Origin of the sequence: Corynebacterium lipophilum (assembly GCF_024102595.1) — a bacterium.
GTDB lineage: Bacteria > Actinomycetota > Actinomycetes > Mycobacteriales > Mycobacteriaceae > Corynebacterium > Corynebacterium pseudogenitalium.
The window spans coordinates 31635-51156 of the sequence record NZ_JAEUWV010000010.1 but is presented as its reverse complement, the minus strand read 5'-3'; the positions used below and the strand labels follow the sequence as shown (position 1 = coordinate 51156).

At 58.5% G+C, this 19522-nt stretch carries 18 protein-coding genes and 3 tRNA genes; 5 read left to right on the top strand and 16 right to left on the bottom strand.

Annotation, left to right across the window (positions count from 1 at the left end):
* Positions 1–20 precede the first annotated feature (20 nt).
* Positions 21–1034, bottom strand: coding sequence for an NAD(P)H-dependent glycerol-3-phosphate dehydrogenase (locus tag JMN37_RS07600; RefSeq protein ID WP_205634855.1), 1014 nt, complete (start codon positions 1032–1034; stop codon positions 21–23).
* A gap of 113 nt (positions 1035–1147) precedes the next feature.
* Here JMN37_RS07600 and JMN37_RS07595 point away from each other — a divergent pair, with 113 nt between their 5' ends.
* Genes JMN37_RS07595 through JMN37_RS07585 form a run of 3 tightly spaced genes read left to right on the top strand, consistent with a single transcriptional unit; the run spans position 1148 to position 3100 of the window.
* Positions 1148–2155 carry an NUDIX hydrolase gene (locus JMN37_RS07595; protein WP_070362558.1) on the top strand — a complete coding sequence of 336 codons (1008 nt, stop codon included), beginning with the start codon at positions 1148–1150 and terminating at the stop codon, positions 2153–2155.
* A 35-nt stretch (positions 2156–2190) separates the two neighbouring features.
* Complete coding sequence (locus JMN37_RS07590) at positions 2191–2637, top strand: YbjN domain-containing protein (RefSeq protein ID WP_070976395.1); 447 nt, start codon at positions 2191–2193, stop codon at positions 2635–2637.
* A gap of 1 nt (position 2638) precedes the next feature.
* Entirely contained in the window at positions 2639–3100 is a 462-nt protein-coding gene (locus JMN37_RS07585; RefSeq protein ID WP_252931521.1) for a hypothetical protein, read from the top strand.
* Here JMN37_RS07585 and leuD read toward each other — a convergent pair.
* Positions 3084–3680 carry a 3-isopropylmalate dehydratase small subunit gene (gene leuD, locus JMN37_RS07580; RefSeq protein ID WP_252931519.1) on the bottom strand — a complete coding sequence of 199 codons (597 nt, stop codon included), beginning with the start codon at positions 3678–3680 and terminating at the stop codon, positions 3084–3086. The two genes, JMN37_RS07585 and leuD, sit on opposite strands and share 17 nt — an antisense overlap.
* 19 nt (positions 3681–3699) lie before the next feature.
* Positions 3700–5142, bottom strand: coding sequence for a 3-isopropylmalate dehydratase large subunit (gene leuC, locus JMN37_RS07575; protein WP_252931518.1), 1443 nt, complete (start codon positions 5140–5142; stop codon positions 3700–3702).
* Positions 5143–5202: 60 nt separating this feature from the next.
* Between leuC and JMN37_RS07570 the strand changes: the two genes are divergently transcribed.
* Positions 5203–5895 carry an IclR family transcriptional regulator gene (locus JMN37_RS07570; protein ID WP_176754842.1) on the top strand — a complete coding sequence of 231 codons (693 nt, stop codon included), beginning with the start codon at positions 5203–5205 and terminating at the stop codon, positions 5893–5895.
* Here the strand turns inward: JMN37_RS07570 and JMN37_RS07565 are convergent.
* The 7 genes from JMN37_RS07565 to gltX all read right to left on the bottom strand — a co-directional run bounded on the left by JMN37_RS07565 (position 5876) and on the right by gltX (position 10444).
* Positions 5876–6175 (bottom strand): hypothetical protein, encoded by a 300-nt coding sequence (locus tag JMN37_RS07565; protein ID WP_070362564.1) that lies wholly within the window; start codon positions 6173–6175, stop codon positions 5876–5878. The genes JMN37_RS07570 and JMN37_RS07565 overlap by 20 nt on opposite strands.
* 30 nt (positions 6176–6205) lie before the next feature.
* Positions 6206–7006, bottom strand: a complete 801-nt coding sequence (locus JMN37_RS07560) for a carbonic anhydrase (RefSeq protein WP_252931516.1) — start codon at positions 7004–7006, stop codon at positions 6206–6208.
* Between the two features lie 130 nt (positions 7007–7136).
* Positions 7137–7209, bottom strand: a tRNA-Glu gene (locus tag JMN37_RS07555).
* 39 nt (positions 7210–7248) lie between these two features.
* The gene (locus JMN37_RS07550; protein WP_252931514.1) at positions 7249–8466 is read right to left on the bottom strand and encodes an alpha/beta hydrolase; all 1218 of its coding nucleotides are present in this window, start codon (positions 8464–8466) and stop codon (positions 7249–7251) included.
* 125 nt (positions 8467–8591) lie between these two features.
* Positions 8592–8664: transfer RNA gene (locus JMN37_RS07545), tRNA-Glu, on the bottom strand.
* Between the two features lie 28 nt (positions 8665–8692).
* Positions 8693–8764 (bottom strand) — tRNA-Gln (locus JMN37_RS07540).
* 180 nt (positions 8765–8944) lie between these two features.
* On the bottom strand, positions 8945–10444 hold the full coding sequence (gltX, locus tag JMN37_RS07535; RefSeq protein WP_070976385.1) for a glutamate--tRNA ligase: 1500 nt from the start codon (positions 10442–10444) through the stop codon (positions 8945–8947).
* Positions 10445–10535: 91 nt separating this feature from the next.
* On the opposite strand from gltX, the gene JMN37_RS07530 reads away from it, so the two are divergent.
* Positions 10536–11651: an isochorismate synthase gene (locus JMN37_RS07530; protein WP_070362569.1), complete on the top strand. Its 1116-nt coding sequence runs from the start codon at positions 10536–10538 to the stop codon at positions 11649–11651.
* A gap of 6 nt (positions 11652–11657) precedes the next feature.
* Here the strand turns inward: JMN37_RS07530 and JMN37_RS07525 are convergent, their stop codons facing one another.
* From JMN37_RS07525 to JMN37_RS07500, 6 genes are all read right to left on the bottom strand, one after another.
* On the bottom strand, positions 11658–12449 hold the full coding sequence (locus tag JMN37_RS07525) for a fumarylacetoacetate hydrolase family protein (protein WP_083329507.1): 792 nt from the start codon (positions 12447–12449) through the stop codon (positions 11658–11660).
* A gap of 36 nt (positions 12450–12485) precedes the next feature.
* Complete coding sequence (locus tag JMN37_RS07520) at positions 12486–13949, bottom strand: cell wall-binding repeat-containing protein (RefSeq protein WP_252931513.1); 1464 nt, start codon at positions 13947–13949, stop codon at positions 12486–12488.
* Between the two features lie 64 nt (positions 13950–14013).
* Positions 14014–15030 (bottom strand): 3-isopropylmalate dehydrogenase, encoded by a 1017-nt coding sequence (locus tag JMN37_RS07515; protein WP_070976378.1) that lies wholly within the window; start codon positions 15028–15030, stop codon positions 14014–14016.
* A 72-nt stretch (positions 15031–15102) separates the two neighbouring features.
* Entirely contained in the window at positions 15103–16689 is a 1587-nt protein-coding gene (serA, locus tag JMN37_RS07510; RefSeq protein ID WP_070362573.1) for a phosphoglycerate dehydrogenase, read from the bottom strand.
* 56 nt (positions 16690–16745) lie between these two features.
* Positions 16746–17579 carry a hypothetical protein gene (locus JMN37_RS07505; protein WP_252931545.1) on the bottom strand — a complete coding sequence of 278 codons (834 nt, stop codon included), beginning with the start codon at positions 17577–17579 and terminating at the stop codon, positions 16746–16748.
* Positions 17580–17625: 46 nt separating this feature from the next.
* Positions 17626–19509 carry a DUF262 domain-containing protein gene (locus tag JMN37_RS07500; protein WP_070479163.1) on the bottom strand — a complete coding sequence of 628 codons (1884 nt, stop codon included), beginning with the start codon at positions 19507–19509 and terminating at the stop codon, positions 17626–17628.
* Positions 19510–19522: the final 13 nt, after the last annotated feature.

Below are 19522 nucleotides of genomic sequence, written 5' to 3'. Positions count from 1 at the left end.
GCTGACACATTACCTGGTGTCTACTCCGACTTTTTCGACCGACCCATCAACGCAGCAATCGTCTCCTCCACCGTCACACCCTGGTGACACACCGCGAAAACGGCTTGAGTCAGCGGCATGTCCACGCCGTGGCGCTCGGCAAGCTGATAAATGCTGCGTGAGGAAATAACCCCCTCAGCAACCTGGCCCTTCGTTGCAGCCTTCGCTTCTTCAATCGTGGCCCCCTTACCCAGCGCGGAACCGAAAGTTCGGTTACGAGACAGCGGCGAGGAGCACGTGGCAACCAAGTCCCCCATGCCCGCCAGGCCTGCGAACGTCCTGGCGTCGGCCCCCAACTCCTGGCCTAGACGCGTACTTTCAGCCAAACCACGGGTAATAAGCGTTGCCAGCGTGTTCTCCCCTAGCCCCTGGCCAGAAGCCATGCCACAGGCGAGCGCGATGACGTTCTTCGTCGCACCTCCGATCTCACAGCCGACAACATCAGTGTTCGTATACGGGCGCAGGTACGACGTCGCACACGCAGCCTGCACGAGCTTCGCACGGTTGATGTCACTGCAGGCGATGACGGTGGCCGCCGGCTGTTCCTCAGCAATCTCGCGGGAAAGGTTTGGCCCGCTGAGTACCGCGATTCGGTTCTCCTCTGCGCCGGTAACCTCAGCGATGATCTCCGACATTCGCATGTATGTGCCGGTCTCAATACCTTTCGAAATGGACAACAGCGTGGTGTCAGTACGCAGCAGCGGGGCCCACACTTCCAGGTTCTGGCGCATGGTTTGGCTCGGCACGGCAAAAATAGCGATATCTGCAGCCTGCAGTGCCGCTTCCGCGTCAGACGTTGCGAAGACCCCGTCCGGCAGCGCAATCCCCGGCAGGTAATCGGGGTTCTCCCGACTCTCCTGCATGGTCTTCGCCAGCTCATCCCGGCGTGCCCACAGCTGCACCATGTTGCCGGCATCGGCAAACACTTTGGCCAAGGTTGTCCCCCAGGAACCTGCACCCATTACCGCTACGTTTACCACTTGTGCCACCGCCATTCCTGTCTGCATGAACCGTTTCACGCTAGCACTTTTCTACCGCCAATATCCACAATCAGCCCGCTGACCTGTCGCTGCAGCGAAAACCTGCAAAGTGCGTAAAGATAGAAAGTATGTCACGTTCAACGAAGCTCCACGAACAACACAAAGACCAATTCGGAGAAATGTTCATTACCGGACGCCACCAAGAAGTCCCCCGCCATCCGCGTCGAGAGTTCAAGAAGACAACACTCGCCGCGGGTGCTGTGCTGTGGCGTGGCGATCTCGAACATCCGGATTCTATAGAAGTCGCTTGTATCCACCGCCCACACTACGACGACTGGTCGCTCGCCAAAGGCAAGGTGGATCCGGACGAGTTCCTTGTTACCACCGCCGTTCGCGAAATTCAGGAGGAAACTGGCTACGAAGTCCGGCTGGGAAAGTTGATTGGCAAAACCGTGTATCCAGTCAAGAACACGACGAAGGTTGTGTACTACTGGACCGGCAAGGTAGTCGGCGGCGAGTTCACTCCTAACAATGAGGTCGACGAGATCCGCTGGCTCAACATCGACGATGCGACGCAGCTGATGAGCTACGAGCTCGACAGGCAAGTATTGCTGAAAGCTGCGAAGCGCTTCGCCACCCCTGCTGACACCAGGATTCTGTACGTGCGCCACGCTCGTGCGAACTACAAGGAGGCCTGGAAGCACGACGATAGTCGTCGGCCGCTCGATAAGAAGGGCAAGCGCCAGGCGAAGGCGCTTGTGCCGCTGCTGCAGGCGTTCGCTCCTGAGTCTCTCTATTCTGCCGAGCCGTTGCGTTGCGAGCAGACACTGATCCCACTTGCGAAGGCACTCGGTAAAGACATCACGATCGACGCCACCTTCGGTGAAATCGCGTGGCAGGAGAACCAGGTAGCCGCCCGCGCAGATTTTGATGCGCTCATCAAACGCGGTGGCACACACGTTGTGTGCTCGCAGGGCGGGGTCATCCCTGAGATGATTGCTGCGCTCTCGGCCGACGGTCGTCTGCCGATCGATTCGCCGATCCTGGCGAAGAAGGCGTCGGTATGGGTACTGTCCTTTAACGATGGGCAACTCATCGGCGCCGACTACATGCCATCTCCACTACCGGTGCTCTAAGGACACTTCGCCTAGAAAAAGAAAGGACTGCCCAGTTGCAGCCAGTTACCCAAGAACGAATCGAAGCGGCACTCGATGCGCTTGAATTGCAGTATTTCCGCAGTTCCGAGGACGGCCTCACCCGCACCGCGTTTCCGTCGATCATGTGCTTCTTTGAAGTCAAGGACATCGGATTCAAGATCACCAGCCAGTGGCTTGGAACCGCGAAGATGAATGCAGATAAGAGCAATCTTCGTCTCAGCATCAATGAGTTGAACCGCTCACTGCCCCTCGTTCGTGCACATCCGATTCAGCGCGAGGACGGTGCTCTGGTTGCGCTATTTGAGGCACCGTTTTTCTCCTCCGACGGTTTCAGCGACGAGCAGCTGCAGTCAATGCTGCAGTTTTACTTCTCCATCATGCACTACGCGGTGGAAGCGCTCGACGAAAACTTCGCGCATCTCAAAGACAAGCACCCGTACAAGCAGGAGAAGGAACAGTAAAATGCAACAGCTACAGCCGTTAAGTCTTGATCGTCTTCGCAAATTGTTTGACGAGCGAGGTTGGGAGTACCGGGAGCCTACGCAGTACAACTCTCTCATTACAGCATTTTCCGGTATCGGCTTTGAGATGAAGCTGGTCGATACAAGTCTGCATTTCGTCTCTACTGTCTCAATCGATGCTGTCGACGCAAGTCGTTTCGACGAAGTGCTCACGTGGTGCGAGGACTACAACAACGCCCACGCATTCCCATCGCTCGTCGTAATGAAAGACGAGAAGCGCGATGTCTCCGCTCTGGGCGTTGCGTATGTCATGCCGGGCTATTGGGAGTACAGCGACCAGCAGTTCGCGGACCACGTTTCGTCTGCTATTCACGGCATCACAACGTCGGTCCGCGACTTCTTATCGACGTTCGCGCCTTCGTCTCTCGAACGTCTCGGCACCCCTGCTACCGAGGAGAAGTAGCGGGGTAAAACGGGCGACGCTGCTGTTCGTATTCCTCGATGGCTTGCTCGTTTCGCAGCGTCAGCCCAATATCGTCGAGGCCTTCGCTCAGGCGCCAACGCGTGTAGTCGTCGACGTCGAACGAGTAGGTACTCTCCCCGACTGTGACGGTGCGGTCCGGCAATGAAACAGTAGCGACAGTGCCTGGTGCCTGCTCGAGCTGCTTCCAGATCAGTTCGATGTCAGACTCCGACATGATGCCAGTTAGAAGGCCCGCCTTGCCTGCGTTGCCTCGGAAGATATCAGCAAACCGTGGGCTAAATACCGCCCGGAACCCGTAGTCCTGCAGAGCCCACACTGCGTGTTCGCGGGAGGAGCCAGTGCCGAAGTCGGGGCCGGCGAACAGTACCGACCCTTCCTTGTATGCCTCGTTGTTCAGCACAAAGTCAGGTTCGTTGGTACGCCAGTTTGAAAACAGGCCATCTTCGAATCCGGTACGGGTCACCCGCTTGAGGTAGCGGGCGGGAATAATCTGGTCGGTGTCCACATTTGACCGCGTCAACGGAACTGCGACGCCACTGTGGGTTGTGAATTTTTCCATGATCGTGTTCAGCTCCTGACTACTGTGCGTTGGCGGTGGAAGGAATGTCTGCGGGTGCGGCGAGGTGGCCGAGTACTGCTGTAGCAGCCGCTACTTCGGGCGAAACTAGGTGTGTGCGACCACCAGGTCCTTGGCGGCCTTCGAAGTTTCGGTTGGACGTCGAAGCGCTGCGCTCTCCAGGGGCAAGCTGGTCGGGGTTCATACCCAGACACATAGAGCAGCCCGCGGTACGCCACTCTGCACCGAACTCATCAAATATTACGTGCAGGCCTTCTTCTTCCGCCTGCTGCTTGACCTTGGCAGAGGACGGCACAACCAGCATGCGGGTCCCCTCTGCGATTTTTTGGCCGCGCACAACCTCTGCAGCGGCGCGCAAGTCTTCGATGCGCGCGTTCGTGCACGATCCCAGAAAGACTGTATCAATCTTGATGTCACGCAACGGCGTGCCGGGGGTCAACCCCATGTACTGCAATGCTTTTTCCGCGGCCTGCTTCGCGCTGTCATCTCCGAAGTCCTCAGGGTCAGGAACAGAGGCGCTCAGCGGCAAGCCCTGGCCGGGATTGGTACCCCAGGTGACGAACGGGGTGAGCGTCGAGGCGTCGATCTCTACGACGGTGTCGAACTTCGCGCCGGGGTCAGTTGGCAGCGTCTTCCAGTACGCCACTGCGTCGTCCCAGTCCTTCCCCTTCGGCGCGTAGGGACGTCCCTTAACGTACTCAAATGTCGTCTCATCGGGTGCCACCATGCCGGCACGGGCGCCTGCCTCGATGGACATGTTGCAGATGGTCATGCGCGCTTCCATTGAAAGTTTCCGAATGGCTTCGCCGCGGTATTCGATGATGTGCCCTTGGCCACCGCCAGTACCAATCTTGGCGATGATTGCCAGGATCAAATCTTTCGCACTCACCCCAGGTTGCAGCGTTCCACTGACCTCAATCGCCATCGTCTTGAACGGTGCCAGCGGCAGCGTCTGGGTCGCCATGACGTGCTCTACCTCAGAGGTACCGATACCCATGGCGATCGAACCGAACGCGCCGTGCGTCGACGTATGCGAGTCGCCGCACACAATCGTCATGCCCGGCTGGCTAATGCCCAGCTGCGGACCAACGGTGTGGACGATGCCCTGTTCCTCATCGCCCATTTCGTGCAGCACAACGCCGAACTCTTCACAGTTCTTTCGCAGCGTCGAGACCTGGGTGCGCGAGGTCGGGTCGCTAATTTCTGTCAGCTCGCCAGAAACGATGCCCGTGGTTGGCACGTTGTGATCTTCGGTAGCAAGGTGCAGCTCGGGGTGTCGCATGCGGCGCCCGTTGAGGCGCAAACCATCAAATGCCTGCGGTGACGTCACCTCGTGCAGGAGTTGAAAATCGATGTAGAGAAGATCAGGCTGACCGTTCTCTCCACGGGTGACCACGTGGTCACGCCACACTTTTTCCGCCAGCGTTAATGGCTTTTGGCCCATCTTGCTCCTCCTCAACAGTCGCAACCACCTCCCACCGGGTGAGATGGTAGAATCCATGACGTGAGACAGTATAGCGAAGACTCTGGAATTAAAGTGCTCGATCGCTCGATTTCCATCGTACGAGCGGTCGCAGGCGGCGACAAAACCCTCGCTGAGCTCAGCGAAGCAACCGGACTGCCCCGAGCGACGACTCACCGAATAGCCACTGCACTGGAAGTGCATAACGTCCTAGCAAGGACAGAGGACGGACAATGGACGATCGGCCGCGCACTCTCCCACTTTTCAGGGCACTCCTCCCCCCGTTTGCTCTCTGCCGCCGCACCAATCATGCGCAACCTCGTTGAAGTCACTGGCGAGTCCGTGCAGCTCTACAAGCTCAGCGGAGACACTCGCACCTGCATCGCGGCAGAAAAGCCCGAGAGCGGCCTCACCTACACAGTTCCCGTGGGCTCGCAGCTCTCACTCACCGCAGGCTCAGCTGCCCGTGTGTTCGCCGCCCACTCACTTATCGACGCCTCTCCGTTTCCCTCGCAAGACCTCGAGGCGATCCGTGAAACCGGACTCGCTGAGTCAATCGCAGAGCGTGAAGTTGGGCTGGCGAGCCTGTCTGCGCCCATCACCAACCCAGACGGATCAGTCATCGCTGTCCTTTCCGTTTCCGGGCCGGCCGAGCGGCTCACCCCCACCCCAATCGAAAAGTGGGGCCCCGAGCTGCATGAGGCTGCTCAGGAGCTCACCGAGGCCCTGCGGTAACCCTTGATTGCTGGCGGCGCTGCCCGCCAGCAACAAGTCCAGCACGCTTCGCTCTCACCGTTCTCATTCCGAGATACACCCAGGCGGCCACAGCACACCCCGACAGAACCGCCGGCAACGGTTGGTGCAGCAACGTATTCGACGTCGTGGCCGCTGCAAACGCTGCGAGGTTTAGCCACACGTCATACACAGGGGCGATGAACTGGTGGTTCAACACATGCAGGGCTGCGATGATCAGCCCGCACGCGAACGTGATGGAGAGCAACACTGTAATCAGCACGCGACCAGCGTACTCCCTATCACTACTTTGTTAGCTCGTGGCGTCCAACGTGAGCTCACGGCCATTTTGGTCCTGAACAGGACGAGCATTCTTGCCGATCAGCGATTCGAATGCTTGCAGTTGCTCAGCTGAGGCAGTTACCGGCTGCGTCATTACCATCCAGCGAACGTTTTCAGAGCAAGGTGGCGTCGTCAAAGAGCCTCCATACGTGATGTACTCATGTGATGCTGGAAGAGCATCCGCGATGTTGATCTCCTCCTGAGAGATATGTGAGGTATCCACGTTCTCTGGCGCATTATCAAGCAAATACTGCACTAGCTCGTTCGGTGCACCTTCCTCAAGCAGAATTCCGAGGACTGTAATGTCACCTGCCGCATTCTTGTGTACAAAGTGGATCTCGCCAGGAAGCTGCTTACCGTCGACCTCGTGCTCTGCAGGAGTGTGCATGTGCAGCTGCGCGAGCTCCAGATCTTCACCGTCGAGAGTTACCTTCTGCGTTGTCGACGGCGTGTACTGCAACGTGTGTCCGTTATTCAGAACTTCACCCGTGCTGGCAGCATATGCAAACTCTATGTCTGCCAAGTCTTCAGGGGTAGCGTCACTCAAGTTGATTGGGCTTTGCTCCTTGCCATTTCCACAGACCTCGAATTCGGTCGAAAGGTCGCCCCAGTGCTCTGGAGCACCGTCTCCTTCGTACCCCCAATGGACCTCACTCGTGGCAGCCGCCTCAGTTGAAGTCGACGGCGCATCCGTCCCGGCTTCAGAGCAGCCTGTCAGCGCTAAAACGCTGGCGCTCATAGCGGCGAGCACAGCATACTGTGTTTTTCTCATTCTATGTTCACGTTCCTTTCATCTTTGAGTTTGGCCTCCGATGATACGTGAATCCCATAGCGTGTAAACTGCATGCCTTTGAGGTACCGAAAAAGAAAAAGCAGCCAGTGCTTGCACTGACTGCCATTTGTACCCCGTACGGGATTTGAACCCGTGTTACCGCCGTGAGAGGGCGACGTCCTAGGCCGCTAGACGAACGGGGCGCGCTCGCTTTTTGCGACTCGTTAACAATAAACGTCGCCCTATGAACTCTCCAAATCTGCAGGCCACGCGCCGCTTTCCCGCAACGCGCCCTCGATGGTTGGCCATGACGCTCGCAGCATATGCTCAAACACTCCCCACGTATGGGTTCCCTCAACGATTTCATGCCACGTCACGTTGAGCCCTTGCTGCTGTGCTGTCTCAGCGAAGTACTTCGAGCATGCATACGAAGTTGCTTCGATTACCATGGGCGCTCCGAGCCTCTTTGACGATGTCTCCTCATCAATCGCACCGGGCACGCCCTGTGCAGCCCCCAGCCATAGCGTGGTCCCGCGTAGTCGCTCCAGGTTAAGAATTGGCGAGTGCCACCACCACGCCCTGTTCGACGACGTCCCCCACATGTTGACCGGGTTCCCCTTGTTCATTGTCACCCCTGACGATGTGTAGATACCGCCGAGCACGCCGGTGGTCGCCGGGCAGCCCGAGTAGGATGCGGCCGCCACGAACCGATCCGGAGCATTCGCGGCGATGTCCAGCGCAGGGCCACCAGACATCGAGATGCCGGCGATGGCGTCGTGCCCGTTGCCGTGGAACTGGGCGTCGATAAGTGGCGGTAACTCACGAGTCATGTAGGTGAGCCACTTGTTCGTACCTGTAGCCGGGTCCTCTCGATACCAGTCGGCCTGGATTGAAGACACTGACCCCTTCGGTGTCACCACATTGACGAGCTTGCCAGCGAAGAACGCTTGATAGTCCGAGGAATTCGCCCAGCTGTAGCCGCCCGCAGCGCCGTCTGCCCCCATCATGAGGTACAACGTTGGTCGAGGTGCGGTGCCACGCGGCAGCAGCACATCATTCGTCACCTCTCGCTGCATCGACGGCGACCACACCGTGAGTTCCCACAAGTCCCCTTCAACTTGGCGCATAGACCGCAGCTCAGCGGGCGGCGCTTCATGCGCTGGAAACGTTGCTGATGCATCTCCTCTCGACGAACCAGTGGAGCTTCCCGGATACAGCTGGTACATCGATGACCCCAGCTCTCCCCTGCCTAACGCAACCAACACCGCTGCGGGGATGGCGAGCAATGGCACTGCGGAACTCAGGCTGAGAACCGCCAACACCACGCTTGCGGCATCAAGCACGCTCGACCCTGACCGCGAAGGCTCGCCTGTGAAGATCGACGACAGCGGATTGTTCTGGGCTGAACTGGCCTCCGCTTCAGCTGGCGGTACCTGCGCCTGGGCAAGCAGTACTACCATCGAGACTGCTAGGACACAGCGTTTTCGTACAGGGATCGGCATAGGGAAACTGTACCAACCATACTGACGGACCGACCAAGGTAAACAAAGCAAAACAGCCAGTGCAACGCACTGGCTGTTACTTGTACCCCGTACGGGATTTGAACCCGTGTTACCGCCGTGAGAGGGCGACGTCCTAGGCCGCTAGACGAACGGGGCATTAGGACACAGAACCAAAGTTCTGTAGCTGGCCTACCTGGACTCGAACCAAGAATGACGGTACCAGAAACCGTTGTGTTGCCAATTACACCATAGGCCATTGTTTTTCTTCACTCACAAGACTAAACTGTTTCTTTCGTTTTGCCTTGCTCGCTCTGAACAACGATGACTACTATAACCATAAAGCCCAATACGACACAAATCGCCTGGTCATAATAGAAAAAGAGGTATCGCAAACCATGCGATACCTCTTCGACTTCGCCAATGCTCGTTAGGCCCGTTAAGCCTCCGGCGCAGTGTACGGAGTAACCTCACGCGCAGCGCGCAAGCGCGCCATCGTGGACTGCTTACCCAGCAGCTCCATCGACTCGAAGAGTGGTGGAGAAACCTGCTCCCCGGAGATTCCAACACGGAGCGCACCGAACGCAACGCGTGGCTTCAACTCCAGTTCTTCGATCAGCGCGGTGTGCAGAGCCTTCTCAATGGACTCAGTAGTCCAGTCATCTTCAGCAATGGCGTCGAGTGCCGCAATGCCGGCGTCGAGAGGCTGGACAGCAGTGTCCTTGAGGTTCTTCTTCGCCGCTTTCTCGTTGAGGACAAGATCTGCATCCGGAGTAACAAGGAACTTCAGCAGTCCATACGCATCTGACAGGACCTTGATACGGGTCTGAACCAACTCGGCGGCGAGTGCGAACTTGTCAGCCGGGTAGTCGGCTGGGAAGTCGGTGAACTCGGTCAGGTAATCACGCAGGCGCTGTTCGAAGTCCTTTGGCTCAAGCAAGCGGATGTGGTCAGCGTTGATCGCCTCTAGCTTCTTCTGGTCGAAGCGCGCAGGGTTACCAAGCACATCAGAAACATCGAACGCCTCGACAAGCTGATCAACGCTGAAGATGTCTTCATCAGAAGACAGCGACCAGCCCAGCAGCGCGAGGTAATTGATCATGCCCTCCGGGATGATGCCGTTGTCGCGGTGATTAAACAGGTTCGATTCCGGATCGCGCTTGGAAAGCTTCTTATTGCCCTGCCCCATCACGAACGGCAGATGCGCAAACTCAGGAGTGAACTCAGCGACGCCGATACGCTGGAGCGCCTCATACAGAGCAAGCTGGCGCGGAGTCGAGGAAAGCAAGTCTTCGCCACGCAGGACGTGCGTGACCTGCATCAGCGCGTCATCAACTGGGTTGACCAGCGTGTACAGCGGCGCACCGTTCGAACGTGCAACAACGTAGTCTGGCTGCGTCTGCGACTTGAACGTCACTTCGCCACGCACCAAGTCGTTCCAGGTCCAGTCCTTGTCCGGCATGCGCAGACGCCAAACTGGCTTGCGGCCTTCAGCCTCGTATGCAGCGATCTGTTCTTCGGTCAGGTCGCGGTCGAAGTTGTCGTAGCCAAGCTGGGGGTCCCGCCCTGCCGCCTTGTGCCGCGCCTGAACCTCCTCGTTCGTGGAGTACGCCGGGTAGACCTCCCCGGCTTCGATCAGCTTGTCCAGGACTTCCTTGTAGATATCCATTCGCTGCGACTGGCGGTAAGGCTCGTGTGGGCCGCCTACCAAAACGCCTTCATCCCAATCCAGGCCCAGCCACTTCAAGGAGTCGATGATTGCCTGGTAGGACTCTTCCGAGTCACGTGCGGCGTCGGTATCTTCAATGCGGAAAATCAGCGTGCCGCCACTGTGTCGTGCCTGTGCCCAGTTGAACAAGGCCGTACGCACCATACCGACATGGGGCGTACCTGTTGGAGACGGACAAAATCGGACACGCATCTTTGCTGGTTTATTCATGTGCTTTATCGTAGCGCCCCTGCCCCATCAAGGCGCATATGGCAGGCCCTTAGTACGGGCTACGGGACTGCGCCTAGTAAAATATGACCACATGTGTTCAGCCCGCCCCACCACTGCGCCCGACTTCCTGCTTTCCCGAAGCACCGGTTCAGTGCGCACGCAAGGTGCCAATCAAACGTTCTCAGACGCATGGAAAGCTATCGACGCCCTCGAGTCCGGCGACGTCGAGATGGTGGTAGGCGCTCTCCCATTCGATAAAGACACGCCCGCGGCGCTGACAGTGCCCGAATCCATAGTCCGGGAATCTGGCACGCTCGAGCCTCATCCTTACTATCGAGTCGGCCCAGGCTCAAAGCTGCACGCGTCGCTTATCGACGTCGATCCCACCCCGGAAGAACACCTGCGCCGGGTTGAAGCAGCGGTCTCCACGATCCAGGGGTCCATGTTGGACAAGGTGGTCCTTGCTCGTGCAGTGGACATCGCATTCGATCCACCCGTCGATCCTCGCCTGGTCGCCGCGCGCCTGATTGACCTTTCTTATACCCGCGACGGGTTCATCGCAGACCTCACACCGAGCGGGCGTGTCGGCCACTTCTTCGTGGGCTCATCACCTGAGGTTTTGGTGCGCCGCAAAGGCAATATCGTGAGTTCGTATCCGCTAGCAGGATCAGCTGCCCGTGTCCCACACGACCCTGCGGCTGATGAGGCGAATGGTCAGGCACTCTTTGCTTCCGCCAAGGATCGCGACGAGCACGCGTACGTGGTCGAGCACATCCGCGAGATTCTGGCGCCACTGTGTTCCCAACTCGACATTCCAGACGGACCACAACTGGATAAGACTTCAGAAATGTGGCATCTTGCCACCCCAATCCGCGGCGTTCTGAAAGACCCTGCGCCAACAGCGCTCGACCTTGCGCTTCGCCTCTACCCCACCCCAGCTGTTTGCGGTACCCCGCAAGCCGCGGCGGAGGCGCTCATCACCACCGCAGAGACCGACCGAGGGTTCTATGCTGGCACCGTCGGCTATACCGACAAGAGCGGCGATGGCGAATACATGGTTGCGATCCGCTGCGCGGAGGTCAACGCCGCGGGCACTCAGGCTCGCGCCTGGGCTGGCGGCGGGCTCGTCGCAGATTCCGTCCCGCAAGATGAGCTCGACGAGACCACAGCCAAACTGCGCACCATCATGCGTGCGCTCGGCCTTTAGCCCCAACTAGGCGCGCGCCACCGGGTTAGTCAGCGAGCCGATACCTGGGATCTCAATCTCAATCACGTCGCCCGGGACCATTTCCGCGGTCCCCGCAGGTGAGCCAGTTGCGATGACATCGCCCGGAAGCAACGTGAATGACTCGCTGACCCACTCGACGATTTCGCCGATCGACTTAATCATCTGGTCCGAGTTGGAATCCTGCTTTGTCGCAGTCTCCCCCTCATGTGTGAGGTGCGCCTTGATCGGCAGCGAATCAAAATTGAAGCGCTCAAGATCTGTCTCAATCCATGGCCCTAGCGGAGCGAAGGTATCCATGCCCTTCGCGCGTGCCCACTGCCCATCGGAGAACTGGAGATCGCGCGAGCTGACGTCGTTAATAATGGTGACACCACGCACTACCGACTTCCACTGGTCCGCTTTCACGTTCTTACACGGCACGCCGATGACGAGTGCAAGCTCTCCCTCGAACTCAACGCGGGTAGCGAACTTGGGGATGCGAATTGGCGCGCCGGGACCGACAACTGCTGTCGGCGGTTTGATGAAAATCGTCGGCGGCAAATCATCCGCGGTCTGTTGAAAGACTTCCTTGACGTGGTCCGCATAGTTGCGGCCGACTGCCACAATTTTCGACGGCAACGTCGGTGCAAGCAGCCTCACCTCTTCAAGCTTCCACTCTTTGCCGGTGAACTCAGGGTCGGTGAATGGCGTACCAGCAATAGCACGCGCGGTCGTCGCCGCTTCATCAATGACAGCGAAGGTCATGCCTTCGGGTGTAGCAATTCGTCCAAAACGCATAGGGACGAGCATACAACCCCGAAGGCTGCTCGCACTTTATTGGTAGCTCACGAACCACGGCCGAGGTTGGACGTCGTTGTATGTCTGCTCCGGGCTAAAGGTTGGGGTGTCCTCGTCGATAAAGTTCTTCCACGCCATGAAGTAATCAGGACTCAAACCTTGACGCAGGACGTTCCAGGTATCAAACTTCTGCTCCGGCACGCCATGACCGTCCGCATGGAGCACCCACGCCAATTCCGGCTGGTCAGTTCGGATATTTTCACGATCCGGGTACATATCCAGCCTGAACTGGTGCAGGATGAGCATCTTTTGTGGCAGTTTGTGCTCTCGAACGAGGGCCGCAAGCCAATCAGCAACAGCATTAATCTCGCCCGAAGTTGCCGACCCGATACGGGACAATGGCTGCTCGCCGGGATTCAGCTTCCACTCGGCATCGAGGGCCAACCCCACGTTCGGCCGAAGCAGGAGCTCTTCGTAGAGGCGGGCCTGGTGAAGGAAATCACCCTGACCGGGTTGGAGGTCGAGCACTGCGTAGCCACCAGCCTCAGTGATCGCATCGATGTATGGTACGAGGTCCTCGATCGCTGTCTCGTTGGAGTAGTCGCCGTCAGCGCCGGGAGATTGCGAAGCCACCGTGACAATAATCTCGAACGCAGGGATCACCGGCTGCCCGTCCAACGGTTGGTACTGTTGCGCATACGATGTTGCTAGCTGCGCCGCTTCAGCGGGAGGCTGCTCCCCCATAACGCCGAGTGCTGGGCCCGACGGGTGCCCGTACAGCGCAATCATGCGCCGTCCGGGAAAGACAAGACCGCCACCTCCAGGTAATTCACCGTGGGTCGCGAGCGTGATCTTGTCCCGGTACATTTCGGTGTTGCCCCATTGCAGTCCAAGGGCGAGCGTGTCTTGCTCCAACACTGTGCGCATAGCGTCTGAGGTGACACGTGGATCCGGGAACTGCAAGACTTCGAGTTCCGCACCTGCCGCCCGCGCGGACACGGCGGCTCCAAGCGACGTCTCCTCCGTCACCAGGACCGGTGGCAGTGTGAGTGCCCCAGGTTGCTGTGGCTGCGTAGCCGCAACTGTGGCGATATCACGCTCAGGGTTGTCGCTTTGCAGCGGCTCCACGCCCGCTTCCTCTGATGGCGTGATGACTTCGGTGGCGCCTAGTCGTTGAATCTCTGCATCAACGGCCTCGTCTGTACCTGGCCAACGCACTAACAAAGGGATGCCACGTTCCAGGGCGATTGCCGCACCAAGCAGTTGCGACTCCCGCTCCTTACCCGCGACAACCACAGCGTCCGACGCTGGATACAACCGCTTCGAAACTTCCGCGCCGGTCCCGTCTGGGTCTTGAATAACCTCGGCACCGGACATCTCCAAGGCTTGCGCGCCCTGCGCTCCTTTTTCGGCGTCGCCAGTTGCGCACGCACTCAAGCTTGCCGTTGCAACACCGAGCGCAACGATGACGCTGCCAACACGATGCCGGGTCGAAGCCATCTTCAATGTCTCCCGCCTTTCCTACACGGAGGTCCTGTTTGAATCTGGCCTCAACCCTACGTGGTTACCTCAGCGCGGCAGCAATCCGCTCGCCAACCTCAGTCGTCACTATCTCAGCCCCTTCGCGGCCCGTCACTTCCTTTTCCACGGCCGCTTCAATTTTCTGGGCATTGTCTTCATCGCCGAGGAAGCGCAGCATCATCGCGACGGAGAGAATCATCGCGCACGGGTCGGCGATACCCTGACCTGCAATATCCGGTGCAGAACCGTGGACTGGCTCAAACATCGAAGGCGTGACCTTTGCCGCGTTGATATTGCCCGAGCACGCAAGGCCCACACCACCTGCAACTGCGCCGGCCAAGTCAGTCAAAATATCGCCGAACAGGTTATCCGTCACAATGACGTCGTACTGCGAAGGGTCGCTGACCATGTAAATAGTCGCCGCGTCGATGTGGTGGTAGTTCGTGGTCACCTCTGGGAACTCCTGCGCGACCTCGTCGAAGACTCGCTGCCACAAACCACCAGCGTTGACCAGGACGTTCGTCTTGTGCACAAGAGTCAACTTCTTGCGGCGCTGCTGAGCAAGCTCAAAGGCGTAGCGCACGACGCGCTCAACACCGTAATAGGTGTTTTGAGAAACTTCGGAGGCAACCTCATGCTCGGTACCTTCGCGCAGCGTGCCACCATTGCCGGCATAGAGCCCCTCGGTTCCCTCGCGGACAACTACAAAGTCAATGTCACCCGGCCGTGCCAGCGGCGAGGTCACACTCTTGTACAAGCGCGACGGGCGCAGGTTGACATAGTGATCCAGCTTGAAGCGCAGTGGCAACAGGAGCCCGCGCTCAAGCACACCAGCGGGAACCTTTCGCGGGTCCCCGACTGCGCCGAGCAGGATTGCGTCATGTTCACACAGCGCCTCGAGGTCACCGTCGGTGAGTAGCTCGCCGTTACGCAGGTATCGACGCGCGCCAAGGTCAAAATCCGTGGTCTCTACGTCCGAGCGAACAGCATTCAGAACTTTGAGCCCCTCTGCCATCACTTCAGGGCCGATGCCGTCCCCACCAATAACAGCAACCTTCATTTTTGGGATTCCTTTCTCACCAGACGGACAGTGCGTTTAGTGTAACACTGTCCGCCCGTGAGGGAACCGCCTTTAGGAATCCAAATCGAGCTGGATCGAAGTGGCGTCGATAGACTGCGCGATCTGCTCCTCGAGCTGCTCTGGAACTTCCTTATCCACGCGCAGGATGAGCACTGCACCGTCGCCCTTCGTGGTGCGAGTCAGCGCGGCAGCATCGATATTGATATCGTGCGCACCAAGCTGCGAACCCACCTTTCCGAGCGCTCCAGGGACATCGGTGTAGCGGAAGAACAAGTTGCGGCCTTCCGCACGCATGTCTACACCGCGACCATTGATGCGAACGATCTTCTCAACGCCCTCCAGGCTCGTCAGCGCGCCAGTCACCGTAGCGGTCTGCCCTTCTGCCCCAACGGCCTGGACCTCGAGCGCGCTGCGGTGCGTCAGTGCTTCAGTCTCTGTCTCGACCGTATAGCTCAATCCGCGGGCCTCAGCGATAGCAGGTGCGTTCACAAACGTCACAGGCTCATCGACGATGCCCGAGAACAGACCGCGCACAGCAGACAGGCCCAACAGGTTGACTTCCTCCGTGGACAGCTCACCGCGAGCCGTCACCTTCAGCGATACCGGAGCCTCTTCCAGTAGCTTGCCTGCAAGCAGCCCAAGCTTGCGCGACAAGTCGAGCCAACGAGCTACCTCCTCGCCCGCGTTGCCACCAGCAACGTTGACAGCATCAGCGACGAACTCGCCGGCCAGTGCCTTCAACACAGAATCCGCAACGTCAGTACCCGCGCGGTCCTGCGCCTCAGCCGTAGATGCGCCAAGGTGCGGCGTTACGACGACCTCTTCGAGTTCGAACAGCGGCGAATCCGTGCACGGCTCGGTTGCATACACGTCGAAACCTGCACCACGAATGTGGCCAGACTTGATGGCGTCAGCAAGCGCCTGCTCATCAACGAGGCCACCGCGGGCCGCATTGATAATGATCTGTCCCGGCTTGGCCTTAGAAAGCAGCTCCGCATTGAACATGCCTGCAGTTTCTTTCGTCTTCGGCAAGTGGATCGTCACAAAATCTGCACGAGCCATCAGCTCCTCGAGCTCGACGAGCTCGACACCCATCTGCGCTGCACGCGCAGGGTTCGCGTAAGGGTCGTATGCGACGATCGTGGTTTCGAACGCAGACAGACGGTGCGCGAACAGCTGGCCAATGTGCCCGAAGCCGACAATGCCTACGGTCTTGCCGAAGATCTCGGTGCCTTTAAACGCCGAACGCTTCCACTCACCATTACGCAGCGTGGAATCAGCTGCCGGAATCTGGCGAGCGGTAGAAAGCAGCAGTGCGATTGCGTGCTCACAGGCTGAGTGAATATTCGAGGTCGGGGCGTTAGCAACCATCACACCGTGCTCGGTTGCCGCCGGAATATCAACGTTGTCAAGACCAACACCAGCGCGGCCGATAATCTTAAGGTTTGCACCTGCTTCGATCACCTCACGATCGACCGTCGTTGCGGAGCGAACAAGCAGTGCGTCCGCGGCGGGGACTGCCGCGAGCAGCGCCTCACGGTTTGGGCCATCTACCCACTGGACTTCCACCGCGTCGCCAAGTGCGTCAACGGTTGACTGGGAAAGTTTATCGGCGATGAGGACAACAGGTTTCGACATAAGAATGGGGTCTCCTGAGAATCAAACAGAGTGGATACCCCGAACACCTTAATAGGTCAGTTACCGGTTGTCCTGCGGTTAGCCTGATACTTTTCTTCCGCTTGCGAAATCCTGCGCGATAGCTCGTCGCTGGTCCCGAAATCGGTTCCAAGTGCAACGAGCGGGCCGTCCGCTAACCCTGCAAGAGCAAATAGTGTTTCAAAGGATGCTCTCGGGTCCGGCTCATCCACGAAGACAACCTTCGCCCCAAAGCTGCGCGCATTCGCAATCGCGGCAATCGAAGTATTCGCCGTCGCCACAACCAACGGAGCCATATCGGCATCCCTGCGGGAGAGAATCGGGAATGGTCTTGCCTGCGCCCCCTTCATCACGGCAGGGTCCGCCCATGCGGCTCTCAGCCAGGTCGGCTCACGCGAGCGCAACTTCGCCACTTCCTGCGCAGCAGACTCGGGTGAGGATATCAATCGTTCCTCAAACATCAGCGACGTCATCGGGCCTAAAGCTCCCCGCCCACCCGGGTCGCGGTACACACGCATCCGTCCAGTGGTTTGCGCCAGTGGCACATCACCAACCGTAAGCACCGTATAGGTATGTAAACGCTCGGTTTCTTGCAGAATCTCGTTGTGTCGGTTCGGGTCGTAGACCAACATCGGGGCGTGGGCAACAACGGCGATTGAGGCAGCTCGCAGCTGTGCTTCTACTGAAGGATCCGACACCACTAGCGTCTCGGAAGCACGGAAGAAATACTGCAACGATGCAAGCCCCGTCCGGTCTGCTAACACGACAGGATGCTGCTCAAACATCGCTGATACATGGCGCGACTGGTTGACTTTCCTCGCCTCTCCCAGCGGGCCTAATTGTTGCTCTGGCGAGCAAGCAACAAGCAGCATTGCCACGCACAACAATGCGAGGCAACGCTGCCGTATCCCAACCTGCTTAATCCTCTTCGCCTTCCGGCTCTTCCTGCTCAACTTCTGGCGCCTCAAACTCAGGCTCTTCAGCAGCTGGTGCAGGTTCTACTTCTGGCTCGGGCTCTTCGGAGAAATCAACCTCTGACTCAAGTGGGCCATCAATATCGCGGATCACGGCCTTATCAAGCGCATACTCGACAATCCCGACGAAACGTTCGCGACGATCCGCCAAGAACTCCGTCCACTGAGAGTTCAGCAAGAAAATTGGCGTCATCTCATGGCCTTCGAGGACTTCATCAAACTCGTCGTCGTCCATGAGCGACTTCGACTGCAGGCGCGGAATGTAGCGCTTCGGCTGATTGTCCTCAATCAGCACATCCGTGCGCTTGCCCATCGGGGTGCGGTTGAGCACCGACTGCGCAACGACTGGGTCAGCGCCAATGTCGTCACAAAACGCAGGAGGGAACACAGTGTTGAAGTACGGCTGCAGCTCCGCAAACGTCTCCCGGTTGAACGGCTTTCCTGTCCTCCAGTCGAGCGCGCCGCGTGCCATCAGCAGTGCGTACAGTCCGCGGTAGACACCGCTTTCCTCCGTCGCCGTAAGCAAACGAGACTCCGAGAACGTGGCGTCGGACACTGTACGTGGCGTCGCGTCAGTCTCTTGCAGCACCCACGGGGTGACCTCGGTAACGTCGAGGCCCGCACGGATCGTCGGTGCGTGCGCACCGTAGAGCTCTCCGAACACACCCGACCAGTACCAGCGGTTGAGACGGTCCTTCGACTCCTGGCTACGGTCCCACTGCGGATGCTCTGCCAAACGCGCCAAAATCGTAGCCAGTGGCACAATCTGCGAGGTGTACGGGACCTGATCCACGCTGAGAATACAACGCTCAGCCATAAACTCAGCCGCCGCCTTAAACGCATCCGCCATTTCTTGCGCATGCTGGCGGTAGTCATCGAGGGAAAGGTTCAAGATGTCGCCGCGGTGTCCAACAGCGTGTCCATGCCGACTCGTCAGCAAAAGTGACATCGCGCGGAGGAATTCAATGCGCCCAATGTCATCCAAAGCTGGGTACTCGCGCAACTGCTTTTCGACGCCCCGCCAATGCTCAGCAAGCAAAAAGTCAGGATCTTGCGTAGCAAACATGGCCGTCAGCAACTCGAAAACATCCATCTGGACACCCGCCGAGTTTGCGTGGGCGAAGATTTGGCCAACGCCAATCTGCGAGGTCTCCCGGTCAATGCGGATCACTGGAACATCGTAGGCCGGCATCCAGCGCATGACTTCGTTCAGGAAGAGCTTGACCGCGTCGCGCATTTCATGATCCTCGGCATCCGCCGCCATGTCTAAAAGCAGGTCATTGCCCTCTTTCCAGAGCAACAGCGACACCGGCACGACACCGTGCTTCAGCATGTCCTCCCGGTTCCGGATGCCCTCCGGAATATCCGGTCCAAAGTGCGAACGGATCTGGCCTTCTTCGTCAACAGCGAAGACTGCTTCAACCGGCATTGGATCGGCAGAGACGGCCGTCCGCACATCCACAAAGAACTGGCGGTGAATGCGTCGACCAAGGAAGTCTACGGTCGGGACGATGCCGTCGCCCTTAAATGCGTGGTACAGCGAAGTGAGGCGCTGCTGGCCGTCGAGAAGCAACAGCCCCGGTTGCGGTTCCTTGACGCTCGGCTCGAGCCCTTCGAGCGGGCGCGGGCGAAATCGCATTGGTGTCCCGCGTGTATCCAACGCGAGGAACGAGCCGATTGGATAGCCGCGCAAGACTGAGGTAACCAGGGTGCGAATGCGGTCAACATCCCAGATATACTCGCGCTGAAAATCGGGTAGCTGCAGCTCTCCGCGCTCAGCCCGCGCGAAGAGATCCTTGAGTGAATAGCTTGGCGTAGTAAAACCCATAAGTCATACTTTA

Coding starts and splice junctions, on each gene's coding strand:
- JMN37_RS07600 (WP_205634855.1), bottom strand. CDS start 1,034: ATGGCGGTGGCACAAGTGGTAAACGTAGCGGTAATGGGTGCAGGTTCC.
- JMN37_RS07595 (WP_070362558.1), top strand. CDS start 1,148: ATGTCACGTTCAACGAAGCTCCACGAACAACACAAAGACCAATTCGGA.
- JMN37_RS07585 (WP_252931521.1), top strand. CDS start 2,639: ATGCAACAGCTACAGCCGTTAAGTCTTGATCGTCTTCGCAAATTGTTT.
- leuD (WP_252931519.1), bottom strand. CDS start 3,680: ATGGAAAAATTCACAACCCACAGTGGCGTCGCAGTTCCGTTGACGCGG.
- leuC (WP_252931518.1), bottom strand. CDS start 5,142: ATGGGCCAAAAGCCATTAACGCTGGCGGAAAAAGTGTGGCGTGACCAC.
- JMN37_RS07560 (WP_252931516.1), bottom strand. CDS start 7,006: ATGAGAAAAACACAGTATGCTGTGCTCGCCGCTATGAGCGCCAGCGTT.
- JMN37_RS07550 (WP_252931514.1), bottom strand. CDS start 8,466: ATGGTAGTACTGCTTGCCCAGGCGCAGGTACCGCCAGCTGAAGCGGAG.
- gltX (WP_070976385.1), bottom strand. CDS start 10,444: ATGAATAAACCAGCAAAGATGCGTGTCCGATTTTGTCCGTCTCCAACA.
- JMN37_RS07530 (WP_070362569.1), top strand. CDS start 10,536: ATGTGTTCAGCCCGCCCCACCACTGCGCCCGACTTCCTGCTTTCCCGA.
- JMN37_RS07525 (WP_083329507.1), bottom strand. CDS start 12,449: ATGCGTTTTGGACGAATTGCTACACCCGAAGGCATGACCTTCGCTGTC.
- JMN37_RS07520 (WP_252931513.1), bottom strand. CDS start 13,949: ATGGCTTCGACCCGGCATCGTGTTGGCAGCGTCATCGTTGCGCTCGGT.
- JMN37_RS07515 (WP_070976378.1), bottom strand. CDS start 15,030: ATGAAGGTTGCTGTTATTGGTGGGGACGGCATCGGCCCTGAAGTGATG.
- serA (WP_070362573.1), bottom strand. CDS start 16,689: ATGTCGAAACCTGTTGTCCTCATCGCCGATAAACTTTCCCAGTCAACC.
- JMN37_RS07505 (WP_252931545.1), bottom strand. CDS start 17,579: ATGCTGCTTGTTGCTTGCTCGCCAGAGCAACAATTAGGCCCGCTGGGA.
- JMN37_RS07500 (WP_070479163.1), bottom strand. CDS start 19,509: ATGGGTTTTACTACGCCAAGCTATTCACTCAAGGATCTCTTCGCGCGG.